We start from the raw sequence: 15,620 nt of genomic DNA on the forward strand, positions 1-15,620 counted from the left end.
TCTTAGCATCCCGTTCACGGTCAATGAACGAAAAGCTTACCAGCCTTAATTCCAGATGAACTCAACCAACGCTTCAGATAAGCGATCGACCATGACGTTCTACCTGACCGGCTAATTCAGGTTGGCTCCAAAAAGGCTTTTCACTATCAGAGCACTAAAAAGGAAGTGAAGCCAGAGGCAGAGGTGCGTCAAGACTGGAAATACGGGTGTGGATCAAGACGTTGAAAGACGGATACCCCAAACCTCGACACTTAAGAGCAGTCAGTGAATTCAGATACTTAGGTAACTGTATGCGGAATTTAGCACTTTGCGTGGAAAAGTTTAGCACTTTGTGTGGACGTCTAATCGAGTGGACGACCACAGAAAGTGCTAAATTCCCTGAACGCAAAATCATTAAGTTAGCCGCGAAATTCCACACAAAGTGCTAAAGAAACTTAAAGCAGATTCTAGAATAGGGGGCTCAGCCCTGTTTCCACAAGAAGTGCTAAATTCGTCGTCCGGCTCAAGAGCCAGATTTCTTCACTCAAAAGCCCCAAATGCGGGGGGATCAATTATTAAGCAGTCTGTGATTTTCTGGAGAGTTCTCGCCTTTGGCCTAAAATAAGTGTTAGCCAGTTTAGTTGTGAATAAGCGCTCAAGGATGAGGTTAAACGTGGATCTAAACAGCGAACTTAAAGAAATTCTTCTCCCCGCCTATGGCCCATGCGAGGGGTTTTCAAGCACCTGCGGGAATATGCGGTGGAACCCCTCAGAGGGACATGTGCCTCGGGGGTTTCTCGGGGCGCATGGCAGGTTAAATGAGGTTGAACTTGTTTTGGTGTTTGCGGAACCAGGTGACCCTCATGACGATGAGTTTCACACCGGGATGGGATCCGCGCACGAAAAGGCTATGAGAGCGTTTTCTGAAGGCACTGATCTGTTCCACAGAAACGTAAGATTGATCCTCGATTTATGCTGGCCAGAATTGACCTTCGAAGAGCAAATGAAAAAAACATGGATGACGGAATCCGTGTTGTGTTCCGCTCCTGTAGAGAGTGGACACGTTGGAGCCGCCTGCGAACGAAACTGCGCCTCGCGCTACCTCGCGCCGCAAATCGAGCTTCTAAATCGGTGTGTAATAGCAGCATTGGGCTCGAAAGCCCGAGACAGGATGCGCGCCATTGGTATTAAGTCGTTTATACCGGCAGTAGCTGCCGCCCCTCCTGGCTGTAATCTGAAGCACGCCAGGGCCTCTTGGCAGGCAATCGCTGACGAGATACACAGACGAAATCGCAATGGGCAGCCGCAAAAAATAAACACATTCCAAACGCCTGACACAGCTGGAGAGAAGGTCGTAGGTTCAGCTCGCTGGCCAATTTCACTGATCGGTGGCGAGCGTGCATAAGCATTCTGGGAAATTGGCGCTCAGAACATTGGTCATCAGTTTAATGTGTCTTTTGGCTTCGGCATTGGTCCAGGCCAAACCGCCTTTCAATGCTAAAGAGACTTTGCGCAAGGCTGAAGTAGGAACCTATTCGAGATCATATAGAGACGTTCGCGAAGGAAGCGATGACAAGAGGACTAAAACCGGCGCGACAGAACGCACAAGGTCGCCATTTTCATCCGGGGCGTTCCGGTGCTATCGAGATTTTTCAAGACCGCTAACAGGCGATGTTATTTGCACGGAGAGTAACGACCGTTGATTGCTTCCAGTGTCCGGTCCTTTAAACGCCCCAGACCAAGGTACAAACAAGGTACAAAATGGGACTCTACTGGACTCACTAAACTCCCGCAAAAAACTTTCAGTAACTTACCCGAAACAATCCACGCATAGTACTAAACAAACTTAAAGCCAAATTCGTAGTACACGGGCGGAAGACAGATTTTGCAACTCTGGATTGATCTAACCGTTTTAGCGGTTCGTGTGGAATTTTAGTACTTTCTGTGGCTATTCTTTAGCACTTTCTGTGGTCGCCCATCGAGGTCGTTTCTGACGCCTTCAATTCACACAGTACTGCGCATAATGTATATTATGTTAAATTCTGTATTCGCAAACAGGATTGGTGATTGGGGTTTGAAGTGGATTACGCGTTCTCTTGTTCCCTGTGTGTTCATCCAAGGATCAATGTCTACGCAATTAGCGACTGGCGTGGCGTTTGGATTGTGCTGAACTGACTTCCCGCTTTGGCGTTTCCCCGGAAAAACCTGAGGCTAACCATCGTTCATCGACTTTAAGCAGAAATGCCAGTTGTGCCATTAGCCCTCGCCGCGGCATGCTCTCACCACAAAACCATCGTCGTACGGCTTCGTGGCTGATGCCGAGGCGACTGGAAAACCAGGTTTCCAGTTCTTTTTCATAATCTGGAACGCTCGGCTGGTTGTGACATGCGATCCTGAATCTCTCTGCAAAACCCTTGTAGTCCGACATTTTGAATATCCCTATCCAAATGAAGACTCATTAAATTTAGTCAGAGGCAAAAAACCTGTCAAAAAGTTCATGAACCCTCCTGTCTTTCTGTTCGCCGGAACCGCACATGTTTAAAACCGGTACAGAAGCTTAAAACCGGAAGCATTACAGCACGCTCGATCCGCCATTCTGTTCCGCCTCACCACTGTCGGTCTGTGTCTGTTTTTTGAGCACCAGGAGAATAAGCTTTAGAAAACACAGTGAGGAAAAATCATGAGCACCAAAACATTTCTCTTTAACCGATTAAAGATCTATCTGAGAAATTACCGCACTCGGAAGGCTCTTCGGTCTCAGCTGCATGGCATGAGCAGCCGGGAACTGGATTCTCTCGTGCGTGATATCGGAATCCCCGGATCCGAACTGATTCAGGAAGCCAGTCGACCAGTCTGGAGCACGGACGTAGCCAACGATAGTCGAAGAAATCGCCACAACCCGGAAGACATCGCTTTGATGGTGCGCAGTTACTGCAAAAACCCGCCGGTAGCCTGAATGATCTTCATCGAATCTTCTGGTGTCACCCAGATAGCCATCGCTGTCTGAGCCTGGCCGGCGTCGGGAATGTTCGGTAATTCCAGGGCCCAGTGATTTGCTCCACTGGCGGTATGCATGCTGAGTACCACGAAATCATGGGTTAGCTTGCGCCCACGGTTCTCACCGGCTCTTACCTCGGTGGTTAAGCCCATTCCCAACAACGCGACAGTAAGGTTTCCTGCGTTTGCGCCATCGAATTGAACCTGTAGATCTCGCTTTTCATCGAGTCTGGCGGTGAGAGTTCCGGGTTCGGTTTTTTCTGAATTCCAACGGCGAAGGCCGCGAAACCAGCCTCGCCATTCGCTGCTGTTAACCACCAAACCGGGTGTATAGGACTGGCTTACCCGCCCTTCCCTTACGTATGCGCGCTGACGCTTGCTGTACTCGGGTTTGGCGAACTGATCCTTCCAGCCGATGTAGTCCCAATAATCAACGTGAAAAGCGACCGGTATAAAACCGGTAAATAGATCAGGATCTTCCTTGAGGGAGCTCAACCACCGGTCCGCCGGAGGACAGCTGCTGCAGCCCTCGGAAGTAAACAGCTCAATGACATCTGTTTTCACAGGACCACTGCGCCATTCCTGGGCCGAAACAAGCATGGGCCACCCTATACACACCAGTGCGATCAGCAAGTATTTCATCGAAACCTCGTTTTGAAGCGCTGCGGAATCCGAATAGTCGTCATGCAGGTTACCCTGCGGAGCCAATTCAATTCGTCACGTTTTAATAACGTTGCTGTCACGATTAAAAGGATTTCCAAGTCGTCGATCGAACGGACCGTTCGAGTCAGTTTCATTCCGTACCGTTATGAAAATTCTGTAGATAGCATTTTTAACCGGGATAGCTCCGTTTTTATGGAGGAGATGTTTTTGCTGGTCTAGGTTTAGGTTTGAGGGGCTAAAGATGTGAACCTCATGCTGTAGTTCCAACCGATAAACACCAGGACGAATTTAAAGGAAACTGATATGAAACGGATAATCGTATCAACCACGTTGGCAAGCTGCCTGTGCCTGGGATCTGTTGCTGCAGTTGCAGACTCACATGGCATGAGCACGATGCAACTGGCTGAGGAAAAGAAATGTATGGCATGCCACACCACCAGCGACGAGCTGCCGCGGGCTCCGTCCTTCCCGAGCATCGCCCAGCGATACTCGATGGATGAGTATGACCGGCTTGTTCAGGTCGTGCTCACGGGCGGTGAGGATCACTGGGGATCTGCAGAAATGCCCGAGATGGATCTTCGCGCTGAAGTCAGTCAGGAGGAAGCCGAACAGCTTGTTAACTGGATCTTCGATATGAAAGAAGATGAAATGTAACGTGTTGATCACTCGTCGGTGCGGGCTGGTGTTATTCAGACGTTCTCCAGCCTGCTCCTGACGCTCTTGAAGATAGATCCGATTACGATCCTGTCAGATAGTCCAGGCGTTTCCCCTTTCCTCTCCGGTTTCTGGCTAAACTAATCAAAAGCCGTTCCGGACTTTTACGAACTATGACTTTACGCCGCTTCCATGCCCTACTCTGTGTCCTCGTCTTATGGGTTGGGGTGAGTTATGTCCCAACGGCCGCGGCAGCACTGGACGATCTCCTGCCGCCGGTACAAACGGAAACCGAGCGGTATCCCCCTGCAGAAGAAGAGGAAAAGAACGCAGAAGACGGCGAGCCGGAGGAGGATACCGAACCAGAACCTGAACCGGAGCCGGTCAAGCCGGAAATTGAGGCACCGGATGAGCCTCTCGTCAGTTCGCTGCCAACCCCACAGAACGCCGATATCCAGCAGCAAATCCAGAAACTGCGCGAAGCCCTTGATAGCAGACAGCATGCGCTCAGCATCAGTGAGCAGCGTCTTGCCTATGCGGAATCGCTCCGCGGCCGGCTCGACAATGAGTACGAAAGTTTCGAGCTGCGCCTGGAACGAGCCGGGCTGAATCTCACCGATGATTACGCAAACCTCCTGCGCCAGCGCCTGGAAAGGTTACGGAATCAGACCATCGCCGCCGGTCTCACCAAGGGTATTACTGCTCAGTTGTCGGCCGCCCGCGAGGAACAACTGCGGCTTGAAGAATTTGAGGCGGTGATCGAACCGGACGATGACGCCCGTGGCCGCCTGGAGGTAAAACGGGTTCAACTCCTACGCCAGCTCCATGGAACGGTAACCAGACACATTGAGGTGCTGAACGAATACTACAACATTGTGGTCCAGTTACAGGACCGGCTGGAAGCGTACAGAACCTTGCTTCAGCAGCGACTCTTCTGGCTCCCCAGCACCGAAACCGTCGATCTGGAGATGGTTGGGCAGATTTACCGGGGGGTGACCTGGTTCGTTTCCGGTTTCAAATGGTCCTCCCTGAAAGCCGCATTCCTGTCCTCGGCCAAAGAACACTGGCCGTTTTTGGCGCTATTGTCGGTGGTCGTAGTGGTCATGGCGGTACGCCGGCGCAGGCTTCGAAAAGCCCTCGTTGATACCGGGTACCACGTGGGCAATGTCCGCCGGGATCGTTGGAAATATACCTTTTCGGCCTTGGTTTATAGTTTCCTCCTGGCGCTGCCCGGCGTTTTCTTGCTCACCCTTGGTCACCTGATATTGGAGAGCGGGAACAGTTTTCTCCATGCTCTTTCCAAGGGGTTATCCAATGCGGCCTTCGTGACCCTGCTGCTAAGAAGCGTCTATACCGTTGCGTATACCAAAGGGCTCGGCGAACGCCATTTCCACTGGAATCCGAATACACTCAGGATGCTTCGCAAGCAGATCCCGATTCTGCTAGCCGTGTTGATCCCGATCATTATTATCATGCCGACCATGGCGACAAAAAAGGGGGCGGTATACAGCGACAGCCTTGGGCGTTTTCTCTTTCTGCTGGCGTCTTTCGCCCTCGCCTACTTCGCCCAGCGGTTTATGACTGCCGTGCGAAAGGATCAGGCCAACAGCCAGATACTTCGCATTCTGCATTGGATAGCGGTGGCTATGCCGCTGGTTCTCGCCTTCATCTCACTGTGGGGTTATCACTACACTGCAGTCCGCTTTGAGGGTCTGATGTTCATCAGTCTGTGCTGGCTGGCTTTCGTAATTCTGCTCCACTACCTTGGCCTGCGGAGCCTTGCGGTTCGTGAGCGTCGAATGGCTCTCAAGCGCGTTCTCGAGACCCGGGAAGCCGAAAGAAAGCTGGCTGAAACCCGGGAAGCTGCGGAATCCTCCGGAGAAGGTGTGCCATTGAGCTTTGATATCCCGCAGCGCGATATCAACGAAATCAGCCAGCAAAGTGAAACACTGCTGAAAATCCTTTCGATCATTCTGGCGGCGGTCGGTCTGTGGATGCTTTGGCACAATGTCTTCCCGGCCCTCGGGATTTTTGACGACATCACTCTCTGGAGCATATCAACCGGTATCGCGGGCGAAGATCCGGTTCCCATCAATCTGGGTGACCTGATGGTGGCACTGGCCATTGGTGCGGGCACGGTGCTCGCGGCCCGAAATCTTCCGGGCACACTGGAGGTCGTTTTCCTCAGTCGGCTGAATCTTGAGCCAGGTGTGGGCTATGCGATCACTACGCTGGCAACCTATACCATTGTGTTTATCGGCATTGCCGCCGCGCTGGCCGGGCTCGGCTTTCAGTGGTCGAAACTGCAGTGGCTTGTAGCAGCACTCGGTGTGGGGCTCGGTTTCGGGCTCCAGGAGATTGTGGCCAATTTCGTCTCCGGCATCATTCTGTTGTTTGAACGTCCGATCCGTGTGGGCGACACGGTGACGATTGGCGGTATTACCGGAACAGTTTCCCGTATCCGGATTAGAGCCACAACGCTGGTGGACTGGGATCGTAAAGAGCAGATCATTCCGAATAAAACGTTTGTGACCCAGGATCTGACCAACTGGACGCTGTCCGATCCGATTACCCGAGTGATCGTCCGGGTGGGTGTAGCCTACGGTTCCGACGTCGATACAGTGCAGGATCTGCTCTACCAGGTTGCCGTCAACAACGAACGGGTTGTGGAAGAACCCGCGCCGGCGGTGTTCTGTGTTGAACTCGGAGAGAGCCAGATTGACTTTGAGGTCCGGGTTTTCGTGCGCGATTTGCTGGACTTCATGCCCCTGTCTCACGAGCTGAACGCTTCGATCACCCGAGCCCTGAAAGAAGCCGGTATCGAAATCCCCTTCCCTCAACGGGACATTCATTTTCGCAGCGAACCGGTAGGACACAAGCCCGGATCCAATGAATAGTGTTGGTTGAACGCGGGTTTGCATTGCAACTCCATGCTCCTTACCATACTGTTTATTCATACAGCTATTCCGCGAAGGCCCGGTATTGAAGATTTCTTTCGTACATATTCGTCGTCAGTACGATTTCAGAAGTATTGAGGTTGGTCGATGGGTGACTGAATCGGAGCGGGACCGGGCAGCAGTGCGCTTTCACAACGCACTGGTGACGCTGATGAACACCTTAAAGGTGCCCGAACCGGTTATTTCCCTGAAGAGTTCATTGGGCCTGCAATACGGGATTGGCGGTCAACTCGGTGTGTGTGCCCATTACATTCCGGCTACGCGGCAACTGGCGCTGGCCAAGAATGCCGGGGCAGGAAGTCTGGCTCATGAATGGTTCCATGCCTTTGATCATTACATCGCCAGCAAAGCCTTTGTTGAGGCTGGGCCGCAAGCCTTTGCCAGCGCCCTGTGGCTCAGTAGTCAGGCCTTCAAGCCTCACCCCATCACCGCAAAGCTGTTCCGTTGTTTCGAGGCAATCATGCTCAACCCGGAAGGAACCGAGCCGAGTCAGCTGTTCAGGGCATCCCGATTAGTGGATCAACAGCAACAAACCCTCTATTGGGCCAGACCGGAGGAAATGTGCGCCCGTGCGTTTGAGGCGTTTGTTGAAGACCGCGCACCCCGCGATGGCTTTCTGGTACGGGGAACACAGGGTTCCGAGGAAGCCCGGCTGGGTCTTTACCCCGTCGGTATGGAACGGGATCGGGTTGCCGACGCATTCACCGATTACTTTTCGAGTCTCGGCCAGGCTCTTGGCCGGGCTGCGGGAACTGGCGATAACCCGCATTGAGGTACATACTCAGTAGATACCGGGCGGATGCCTGGCGTGGGATGCGAACCATTAAATAAAACCACATCGCACCGGCCGTGCTGTCCAGGCCTTTGGGATGGAAACCGGTACTCGCCAATGATGTCCTTGATAAAGCCGAAAGGATTCAGCCGGCAGGAACTGCGACAGCGAATGCAAAACGCCACCAGCTATCAGGAGTGGCATGCGGCTGCTCTGGCTCTGGATAACCTGTCAGGCGCAGAGAACTGGCGCCAGAGCGATGCCTCCGAGTTCTACGATTACCACGACATCCGCGCTCGATACGAGCAGTTGCGAACGCTACTGGCCGAAGAAAACCACCAGGAACTGCTTTACGTTCTGAACGAAGGCATCCACGGAAATATGAGTGGGATGGGCCGCCCTATTCTTTACGACCGGGCGCTGACCGGCACCAAGCGGCTGATCGATAATTACGTTAGCGCTATTGCTCAGGCACTCAGGACCATTGCAGAGTCCTCGTCGAAGCATATCTCCCTGCAGGATAAAGTCGATTTCTTCCGCCGTGCCAGTCACTGTTACGGACGCTCGGCGTTGATGCTCAGTGGCGGTGGCGGACTGATCTATTCTCACCACGGCGTTGTGCAAACGCTCATCGAGCAGGACCTGTTGCCAAATGTGGTATCGGGCGCTAGCGCTGGCGCATGGGTGTCGGCACTGTTATCCATGTACACCAATCACGAGTTGAAATCCGGTTTTTTCGACCGCTACCGGTACGATATGCCGGAACACCTGAATCCGCTCAGAGTATTAGCCGGCATGGAGCCCGGCGTCTCGCCCCTTTCCGTCAAGCAGCGTGCGATGGACGGTATTGGCAACACCATGACCTTCCAGGAAGCCTATGAGCACACGGGGAGATACATCAACATTTCGATTGCTCCGGCAGAAAAGCACCAGAACTCCAGACTGATGAACGCTATTACCTCTCCAAACGTCTACATACGCTCGGCGATGGACGCATCCGGCAGCGTTCCTGGCGTGGTGCCACCGGTCACCCTTTACGCCAAAGGTGCCGATGGCAAACCAAAGCCGTATCTCCCGTCCAAGAAATGGGTCGACGGCTCTGTTGCCGAGGATCTGCCCGCGAAACGGCTTTCGCGCCTGTTCGGAGTCAATCATTACATTGTCAGTATGATTAATCCCCTCGCGGTGCCTTTTATTGACGACCCGAAATTGCGTGCCCGGAGAGGGCTTCGTAATGTCGCCGGAGCCATGGCCACTCATTCAGCGGCAGATCTGCTAAAGGAGCTTGAGACGTACCTGACCCGTTTCGGTGTTTCCTTTATCAGTCCTGCTGTTCTACTGGCCCATAGCGTACTGAACCAGAGTTACACCGGCGACGTGAATATTATCCTGGAAAAGAAGAACTTCAGCTGGCGTAACGTGCTATTCGGTTACCGCAACAGCCGGGAAATCGAGAACCTGATTCTGGCGGGAAAACGAAATACCTGGCCCAAGCTGGCAATGATCCGCAACGCCACCTTGATTGGCCGGGAACTGGACCGCATATTGGATGAGCTGGATCAACGGGAGTTCGGACAGCGACCCGGCGGAGGGGAGCGTCGCAAGTTGACGCTCCCCTCCGTGTCGTTCTAGTCTGCCTGCAGGGCAATTTCCTCGAGCGTGTTGTACTCGCAATCGAGCTCTGCAATAAAGCTGTCTGCCGAATCGATCAGGATGTTGTCGTCCCTCATGAAACGGCGCCCCAGGAGAATCGGGTAGGAGAAGTTTCCGCGGTCGGTCAGTGAGAACTGGGTTTCATGGATGGTTCCGGCGATGCAAAACTCCATGTTCACCACATACCGTCGTTGAGAAGGTGCACCCTTGCGCTTGATCAGTACCGTACGGTGAATCGGACGCTCGAATTCCAGCACGACATCCTCGTGTTCGAGGTCTCCTTCACTCGGCTGATCTTCATGGTCCCCAAGCGGGAGCTGGAATTTCACCCATTCCTCATTGTCTTTCTTGAATTCCTCCACGTTCACCGCATGAAGCGATGACGTTTTGGCACCGGTATCCAGCCTTGCCTTCAAACGCAGGCCGGTATCGTTCATAACCACCCACTCCACAAAACCCAGGGTTTCGGGAACGGGTTGATCTGATGATTCATCCTCTTTAGCCATCACATTGGTGGCAGGGATTGCGAGGGTCGCTACCAGTGCCAATGAAGCTAGATTTCTCATTCAAACTCTCCCGCAACAATCTGTAATTCAGGGAAAAATAATAGAAAACGTTCTTCCAGCTCGACGTCGTTCGCCCGTATCTCGTCGATAATGCCGGAAAACCGATTTGGAAACCGAACACGGCCAGCGACGCGGTCCAGGGCATAGCCAATGCTTTCGAGATCCTCATAGGCGCCAAACCAGTCATGCCAGACCATCCGCCTCGTCACCTTTACCATGGGCGCCGGCATCAAATGCTCGTAACTCTGCAGTTCGCCGTAAATGCCCTGGACAAATCTACCACGATCCACCTGACTGAAACGTTGCCAGTGTCTTAACAGATAGTGATCGTAGAGAATGTCCAGGGCGACACCGGCAAACCGCCGCCGCTCCCGGGAAAAACAGGCTTTACTGGCCAGCACTTCCGGGTGTTGATCGGTAAAGCTGTCGACGGCACGGTGGTGGCGGATACCCTTCTGCACCAGGCTCGGAAGTCCGGCCAGAACAACACCCCGGGTGAAATCACCCAGGATGCTGCCCACCCGTGCTTCCGGTGAATCCGGTGCAAGAAATACGTGGGCAAGATGGTTCAAACAGGCTCCTGGTATCCCGGGACTCAGAAATTAAGCTGAACGCCAACCCCGAGACCATCGACAGTGACGTCATCGTCATCATAGTAACGCATGTATTCGAGGTTGCCAGAAAGATTGGACGCAAACTTCATGTTCAAACCCACACCGTAGGAAACATCACTTTCATCGTCTGTCACGGTGTTGAAGGGCCCCTCTGCCTCAAGCTCGACGCGGGTAAAGCCGAGAATTGCGTAGGGCGTTAACGGGGATTCGTTAGCCAGATTGAAAGTGGCGTAGCCCCCGAAGAAGTTGTCGAGGGAAAAATCGACGGCGCCAATACGGTCGTCATCCACGCCAAATCCCCCCCGGGCCTCAAAGCCCAGGAACGGGGTGGCCATCACGCCTGCCTTGGCGGACAGCGTACCGACATCCGCGTCCCGGGAGCCGATATCGAGGTTTGCGAACGTATAGTTCAGGCCGGTATACAGGCCGCCAACTCCGGATTTATACATGTCCTGGGCATTGGCTGCGCCAGCTGTAAGCACGCCGGTAGCAAAAACAATTGCAAGTGAACGTGAGAGATTCATTTTTCCTTCTCCTTAGCGGTCGTCCGGTTCTTCATTATCCAAGTTGCATCAACAGCACGGACAATACCACCCCGAGGATCCTCATTTACCTCATATTTACAGTGATTTAATTCGTGGTTAATTCGGCCCGGGCCAGAGCCATTTCCTTGCGGAAGCCGGCACCCACAGGTATTCTGACGCCGTCTCTTGTATCAGCTGGCTTGAGCGCTCTTTGAGAAACCTTTATCCCGTTGTCTTCATTGTTAGCGTCATGTTTGTGCTGCTCAGCATATTCATGACCTTACCGGTCATTTTTCTGGCTGGTTCCGAAACGCCCAATGCCCTGGCGTTCGCGGAATCGGCCGCCATCGTCTGTGGCCTTGGCGTTCTCGGGATTCTGGCAACCTTCCGACAGCCCCGGGACCTCAAGCCCCGGTTCATGTTCGTGCTGACCGTCTCCAGCTGGTTCATCATTGCACTTTTTTCCTCTCTGCCCTTCTACCTGAGTGACAACGGCATCTCTGCCGCTGACGCATTCTTTGAGGGTACCTCCGGGATTACTACCACCGGCGCTACGGTATTGAGCGGCCTGGATACGATGGACCGTGACCTACTGCTCTGGCGCTCCATCCTCCAGTGGATTGGCGGAATCGGGATTATCGGCATGTTCGTTGCGGTTCTGCCATTTCTGCGAGTGGGCGGGATGCGGTTGTTCGCAACGGAATCGTCGGAATGGACGGACAAAGCACTGCCCCGGATGAAGACCCTCAGCCGCGGCCTGCTATTTGTTTATGTCATGTTTTCGATCATCGCCGTTTTCACCTACTGGGTGTCCGGGATGACCCTGTTCGATGCCTTTAACCATGGCCTGACAAGTATCGCTACAGGCGGGTTTTCCACCTCGGACCTGTCGATGGGCAAGTTCAGTGATCTGATCCTGATGGAAGCGACCCTGTTCATGATCATCGGCAGCCTGCCGTTCTTCCTGTTTGTCCGTGAGCTGCACGGCCAGCATGGGGTGCTTTTCAGGGACCAGCAGGTGCGATTGTTCCTGGGCATACTGCTCCTGGTACCGGCCCTGCTGACACTCTACCGGTGGCTGGTATCGCCGGTACCTTTTGATCCGCTCCATAACTACACGGCAACGCTGTTCAATGTAACGTCGGTCGTGACCACCACCGGTTATGCCTCGGAAGATTATTCCGCATGGGGGCCACTGGCTTTTGTTCTGTTTTTCTTCCTGATGTTCGTGGGCGGCTGCTCCGGATCGACCGCAGGTGGCATGAAAATTTTCCGGTTCCAGTTGTCCCTCATCATCCTGCGTGAACAGTTGATGCGCCTGCTGCATCCGCGCGCCGTGCTGACACGAAACTACAACGGCCGGGCGGTCAGCGATGAGATTATCTCCTCCATGATCGCCTATACCTTCATCTTCCTTCTGTGCATGTTACTGATCACAGTTGCGCTGGCTGCGATGCAGCTGGATTTCGTAACGGCGCTCTCCGGTGCCCTCACCTCCCTGACCAATGTCGGTCCAGGATTGGGTGAGATCATCGGTCCTTCTGGCAACTTCGGCCCTTTGCCGGACGGCGCCAAGTGGGTGCTCTCGGTGGGTATGCTGATGGGCCGGCTGGAAATCCTCAGCGTGATCATTGTGCTGTCACCAGCATTCTGGCGCAGCTAGGGCCCTTTAGGTCCGCCACAGTATCGCGGTATTCTCCAGCGGGAGGTTCAGGCGCTCATCCCGGAGCCGGATCCGGGGCGTGTAATGACCTTCCGGCCGTGCCGGTACCGCACATTCGTAGAGATAACTGTGTTCGGAGCCGCCCTGGGGGTGCTTCATGGCCATTGTCCTGGTTATGGCCGGGCCATACTCGGAAGCCTCTGCGATCAACTCAACGGTTACGAACTGCTCGGGTATCCCGTCCAGATAAACATCGACAGAAAAGACCTGTTCACCGTTTGATTCCCTTGCCTCAACCGACGTGAACCGCAACCTGCGCCACATCGAAGCAATATCCCGGTGGACCATCACAATTTCCCTGGCCAGCGCAGGCGTTCGCCGTTTTCCCTGAGCCACCATGGGAAGATAAAAGCTTTCAACGTATTCGCGTACCATCCGGTTGGCTGAATAGGTCGCTGTCAGACCGTTCATGCTTGATCGGATACGCTCAATCCAACGCCCGGGATGGCCGCTGGTGTCGACATCGTAGAACTCGGGAATGATCTGGTTCTCCAATAGCTCGTAGAGTTCCAGGGCATCGGAGTGGTCGTGCTCGTTGCCAGCACTCAGTTCTTCGAACGTTGCCCCCGGACGTATGGCCCAACCTACTGAATCATCCCACGCCTCAGCCCACCAGCCGTCGTACTGGGAAAGATTGAGCCCGCCATTAACGAGGACTTTCATGCCGCTCGTGCCGCAGGCCTCCCAGGGATGACGGGGGCAGTTGAGCCAGACATCCACGCCCTGGATCAGCTCGGCTGCAACACCCAGATCGTAATCCTCGATAAAGACCACTTTGCCCTCGGCTGCCGGCAAGCACGAAAAGGACTTCCAGCGCCGGATCAGTTCCTTGCCATGCAGGTCCTGGGGATGGGCCTTGCCAGCCAGAACGATCTGCAGCGGATGATCGCGATTGTTCAGCAGCGCAAGAAGGCGGTCCGGGTCAGTCAACAGTAAATCCGGACGTTTGTATTCCGTAAACCGGCGGGCAAAGCCGAGCGTCAGTGTTTCAGCATCCAGCAACAGGCCACAGGCGGCATCGCGATTGTTTCCCGGTGAATGTTCGCAGTGCTGACTGGCAAGTCGGTGACGGAGATAGTGAACCAGCCGGCGGCGTTGGGCCTGCCGCATCGCCAGGATGTCGGAGTCGGGAACGCTGGCCAGTGGGCAGGTGCTCTGGAGCGGCCGCAGCCAGCGATCCTGACCGCAGGCTTTGGTCCAGAGTGCATCGGATTCCGGCGAATCCCAGCTCGGAGTGTGTATGCCATTGGTGACCGCTTCCACCGGAATGTCGCAGGCAGGCCAGCGAGGGAAGTAAGGCTGAAATAGCGTCTGGGTAACTTTTCGGTGAATGTTGCTGACACCGTTGATACGCCCGCACATATTGAGAGCCAGCAACGCCATGTTGACGGAGCCTTCGTCGCCAGCCCGCAACGAGTGGCCGCCACTGCTGCTGCCGAGCGCCATGAGTTGATCCATTGTGAGGCCGCGCTCGTCCATCCATGGCGTCAGATAAAGACGGATCAGGTTGGGCGAAAAATGGTCGAACCCTGCCGCCACAGAGGTGTGGGTGGTAAACAGGTTGGTGGCGCGAGTAGCCAGGTGGGCCGTTTCGAAATCGGTCTCATGATCCTGCTGCCAGGTCAGTGCCCGCTCAAGAAATGCGAACGCGCTGTGGCCCTCATTGATGTGGCACACCGCAGGCTCAATGCCCAGTTGGCGGAGTAATTTCCAGCCTCCGATACCCAGCACCATTTCCTGTTGCAGACGTTTCTCGGGATTGCTGCTATAGAGCTCGCTGGTGATCCCCCGGTCGCCGGGTTCATTACGCGGATCATTGCTGTCGAGAAGCAGAAGGTCACAGCGGCCGACACGGGCTTTCCAGGCTCGCAGCCGCACTTGTCTGCCCGGAAATGGTATGGCTACCCTCACCCATTGCTCATCGGCGTCGGTCAGTGGCGAAACGGGCAACATACTGGGATCGTTGAAGGGATAGAATTCCAGTTGCTGGCCATCAGCAGTTACCGACTGGCGGAAATAGCCCTGCTGATACAAAAGTCCCACGGCCGTCACCGGCATGCCGAGATCGCTGGCTGCCTTCAGGTAATCACCGGCCAAAACTCCGAGGCCTCCGGAATACAGCGGCAGAGACTCGCTCAGGCCATACTCCATGCAGAAGAAGACCACCCCGTTGTCGAGTTCGCCCCCGCATTCGTCTGAATACCAGGTGTTTACCCGCTCGAACTGCCGGTGCGACTCCATCTGCCTTTGGTAGAGCGCCTGGAAGCCTTCATCGTTTGACAATGCCTCCAACTGGTCACCGGAAACACTGTTGAGTACCAGCCAGGCGTTATGGGTCGCCTTCCAGGTTTCCTCGTCAATGGCGCGCCATAGGCTGTCGCTGCCGTGATGCCAGCTCCACCGGAGATCAAGGGCAAGACTGAACAGGCCAGTCAGGCCCTCCGGTATGTGCCTTGGGTTATAGGCTGCAATTGTCACATGGAGGCCCCGGTCAGGAGAACGTTATCAGTGAGCGGTG

At 54.3% G+C, this 15,620-nt stretch carries 12 protein-coding genes; 6 read left to right on the forward strand and 6 right to left on the reverse strand.

What is annotated here, in order from left to right; translation table 11 throughout:
- Nucleotides 1-2,116 precede the first annotated feature (2,116 nt).
- Nucleotides 2,117-2,407: a helix-turn-helix domain-containing protein gene (locus KZO34_RS00835; RefSeq protein WP_219472402.1), complete on the reverse strand. Its 291-nt coding sequence runs from the start codon at nucleotides 2,405-2,407 to the stop codon at nucleotides 2,117-2,119.
- 252 nt (nucleotides 2,408-2,659) lie between these two features.
- Here KZO34_RS00835 and KZO34_RS00840 point away from each other — a divergent pair, with 252 nt between their 5' ends.
- Nucleotides 2,660-2,935 (forward strand): DUF1127 domain-containing protein, encoded by a 276-nt coding sequence (locus tag KZO34_RS00840; RefSeq protein ID WP_219472404.1) that lies wholly within the window; start codon nucleotides 2,660-2,662, stop codon nucleotides 2,933-2,935.
- Here KZO34_RS00840 and KZO34_RS00845 read toward each other — a convergent pair.
- Nucleotides 2,908-3,618, reverse strand: coding sequence for a DUF1223 domain-containing protein (locus KZO34_RS00845; RefSeq protein WP_219472406.1), 711 nt, complete (start codon nucleotides 3,616-3,618; stop codon nucleotides 2,908-2,910). The two genes, KZO34_RS00840 and KZO34_RS00845, sit on opposite strands and share 28 nt — an antisense overlap.
- 324 nt (nucleotides 3,619-3,942) lie before the next feature.
- On the opposite strand from KZO34_RS00845, the gene KZO34_RS00850 reads away from it, so the two are divergent.
- From KZO34_RS00850 to KZO34_RS00865, 4 genes are all read left to right on the forward strand, one after another.
- Nucleotides 3,943-4,293, forward strand: coding sequence for a c-type cytochrome (locus KZO34_RS00850; RefSeq protein ID WP_219472408.1), 351 nt, complete (start codon nucleotides 3,943-3,945; stop codon nucleotides 4,291-4,293).
- Nucleotides 4,294-4,466: 173 nt separating this feature from the next.
- The gene (locus tag KZO34_RS00855; protein ID WP_219472410.1) at nucleotides 4,467-7,190 is read left to right on the forward strand and encodes a mechanosensitive ion channel domain-containing protein; all 2,724 of its coding nucleotides are present in this window, start codon (nucleotides 4,467-4,469) and stop codon (nucleotides 7,188-7,190) included.
- Between the two features lie 85 nt (nucleotides 7,191-7,275).
- Nucleotides 7,276-8,022, forward strand: a complete 747-nt coding sequence (locus tag KZO34_RS00860; protein WP_219472412.1) for a CLCA_X family protein — start codon at nucleotides 7,276-7,278, stop codon at nucleotides 8,020-8,022.
- Nucleotides 8,023-8,142: 120 nt separating this feature from the next.
- On the forward strand, nucleotides 8,143-9,654 hold the full coding sequence (locus tag KZO34_RS00865) for a DUF3336 domain-containing protein (protein ID WP_257900154.1): 1,512 nt from the start codon (nucleotides 8,143-8,145) through the stop codon (nucleotides 9,652-9,654).
- Here KZO34_RS00865 and KZO34_RS00870 read toward each other — a convergent pair.
- The 3 genes from KZO34_RS00870 to KZO34_RS00880 are packed head-to-tail and all read right to left on the reverse strand — an operon-like array spanning nucleotide 9,651 to nucleotide 11,379.
- Nucleotides 9,651-10,241, reverse strand: a complete 591-nt coding sequence (locus KZO34_RS00870; protein ID WP_219472417.1) for an ATP-dependent zinc protease family protein — start codon at nucleotides 10,239-10,241, stop codon at nucleotides 9,651-9,653. The two genes, KZO34_RS00865 and KZO34_RS00870, sit on opposite strands and share 4 nt — an antisense overlap.
- Nucleotides 10,238-10,813, reverse strand: a complete 576-nt coding sequence (locus KZO34_RS00875; protein WP_219472420.1) for an acyl carrier protein phosphodiesterase — start codon at nucleotides 10,811-10,813, stop codon at nucleotides 10,238-10,240. The genes KZO34_RS00870 and KZO34_RS00875 overlap by 4 nt, the downstream gene beginning before the upstream one ends.
- Before the next feature lie 23 nt (nucleotides 10,814-10,836).
- Entirely contained in the window at nucleotides 10,837-11,379 is a 543-nt protein-coding gene (locus KZO34_RS00880) for an outer membrane beta-barrel protein (protein ID WP_219472422.1), read from the reverse strand.
- A 250-nt stretch (nucleotides 11,380-11,629) separates the two neighbouring features.
- Between KZO34_RS00880 and KZO34_RS00885 the strand changes: the two genes are divergently transcribed.
- Nucleotides 11,630-13,042 carry a TrkH family potassium uptake protein gene (locus KZO34_RS00885; RefSeq protein ID WP_219472935.1) on the forward strand — a complete coding sequence of 471 codons (1,413 nt, stop codon included), beginning with the start codon at nucleotides 11,630-11,632 and terminating at the stop codon, nucleotides 13,040-13,042.
- 6 nt (nucleotides 13,043-13,048) lie between these two features.
- Here the strand turns inward: KZO34_RS00885 and glgP are convergent, their stop codons facing one another.
- Nucleotides 13,049-15,580 (reverse strand): alpha-glucan family phosphorylase, encoded by a 2,532-nt coding sequence (glgP, locus tag KZO34_RS00890; protein ID WP_219472424.1) that lies wholly within the window; start codon nucleotides 15,578-15,580, stop codon nucleotides 13,049-13,051.
- Nucleotides 15,581-15,620: the final 40 nt, after the last annotated feature.

The organism is Marinobacter sp. F4206, assembly GCF_019392195.1.
GTDB lineage: Bacteria > Pseudomonadota > Gammaproteobacteria > Pseudomonadales > Oleiphilaceae > Marinobacter.

Excerpts from the sequence above, each read along its gene's own strand:
- KZO34_RS00885 (WP_219472935.1), top strand. The coding sequence starts at position 11,630 with ATGTTTGTGCTGCTCAGCATATTCATGACCTTACCGGTCATTTTTCTG.
- KZO34_RS00845 (WP_219472406.1), bottom strand. The coding sequence starts at position 3,618 with ATGAAATACTTGCTGATCGCACTGGTGTGTATAGGGTGGCCCATGCTT.
- KZO34_RS00865 (WP_257900154.1), top strand. The coding sequence starts at position 8,143 with ATGTCCTTGATAAAGCCGAAAGGATTCAGCCGGCAGGAACTGCGACAG.
- KZO34_RS00870 (WP_219472417.1), bottom strand. The coding sequence starts at position 10,241 with ATGAGAAATCTAGCTTCATTGGCACTGGTAGCGACCCTCGCAATCCCT.
- KZO34_RS00850 (WP_219472408.1), top strand. The coding sequence starts at position 3,943 with ATGAAACGGATAATCGTATCAACCACGTTGGCAAGCTGCCTGTGCCTG.
- KZO34_RS00880 (WP_219472422.1), bottom strand. The coding sequence starts at position 11,379 with ATGAATCTCTCACGTTCACTTGCAATTGTTTTTGCTACCGGCGTGCTT.
- KZO34_RS00835 (WP_219472402.1), bottom strand. The coding sequence starts at position 2,407 with ATGTCGGACTACAAGGGTTTTGCAGAGAGATTCAGGATCGCATGTCAC.
- KZO34_RS00840 (WP_219472404.1), top strand. The coding sequence starts at position 2,660 with ATGAGCACCAAAACATTTCTCTTTAACCGATTAAAGATCTATCTGAGA.
- KZO34_RS00855 (WP_219472410.1), top strand. The coding sequence starts at position 4,467 with ATGACTTTACGCCGCTTCCATGCCCTACTCTGTGTCCTCGTCTTATGG.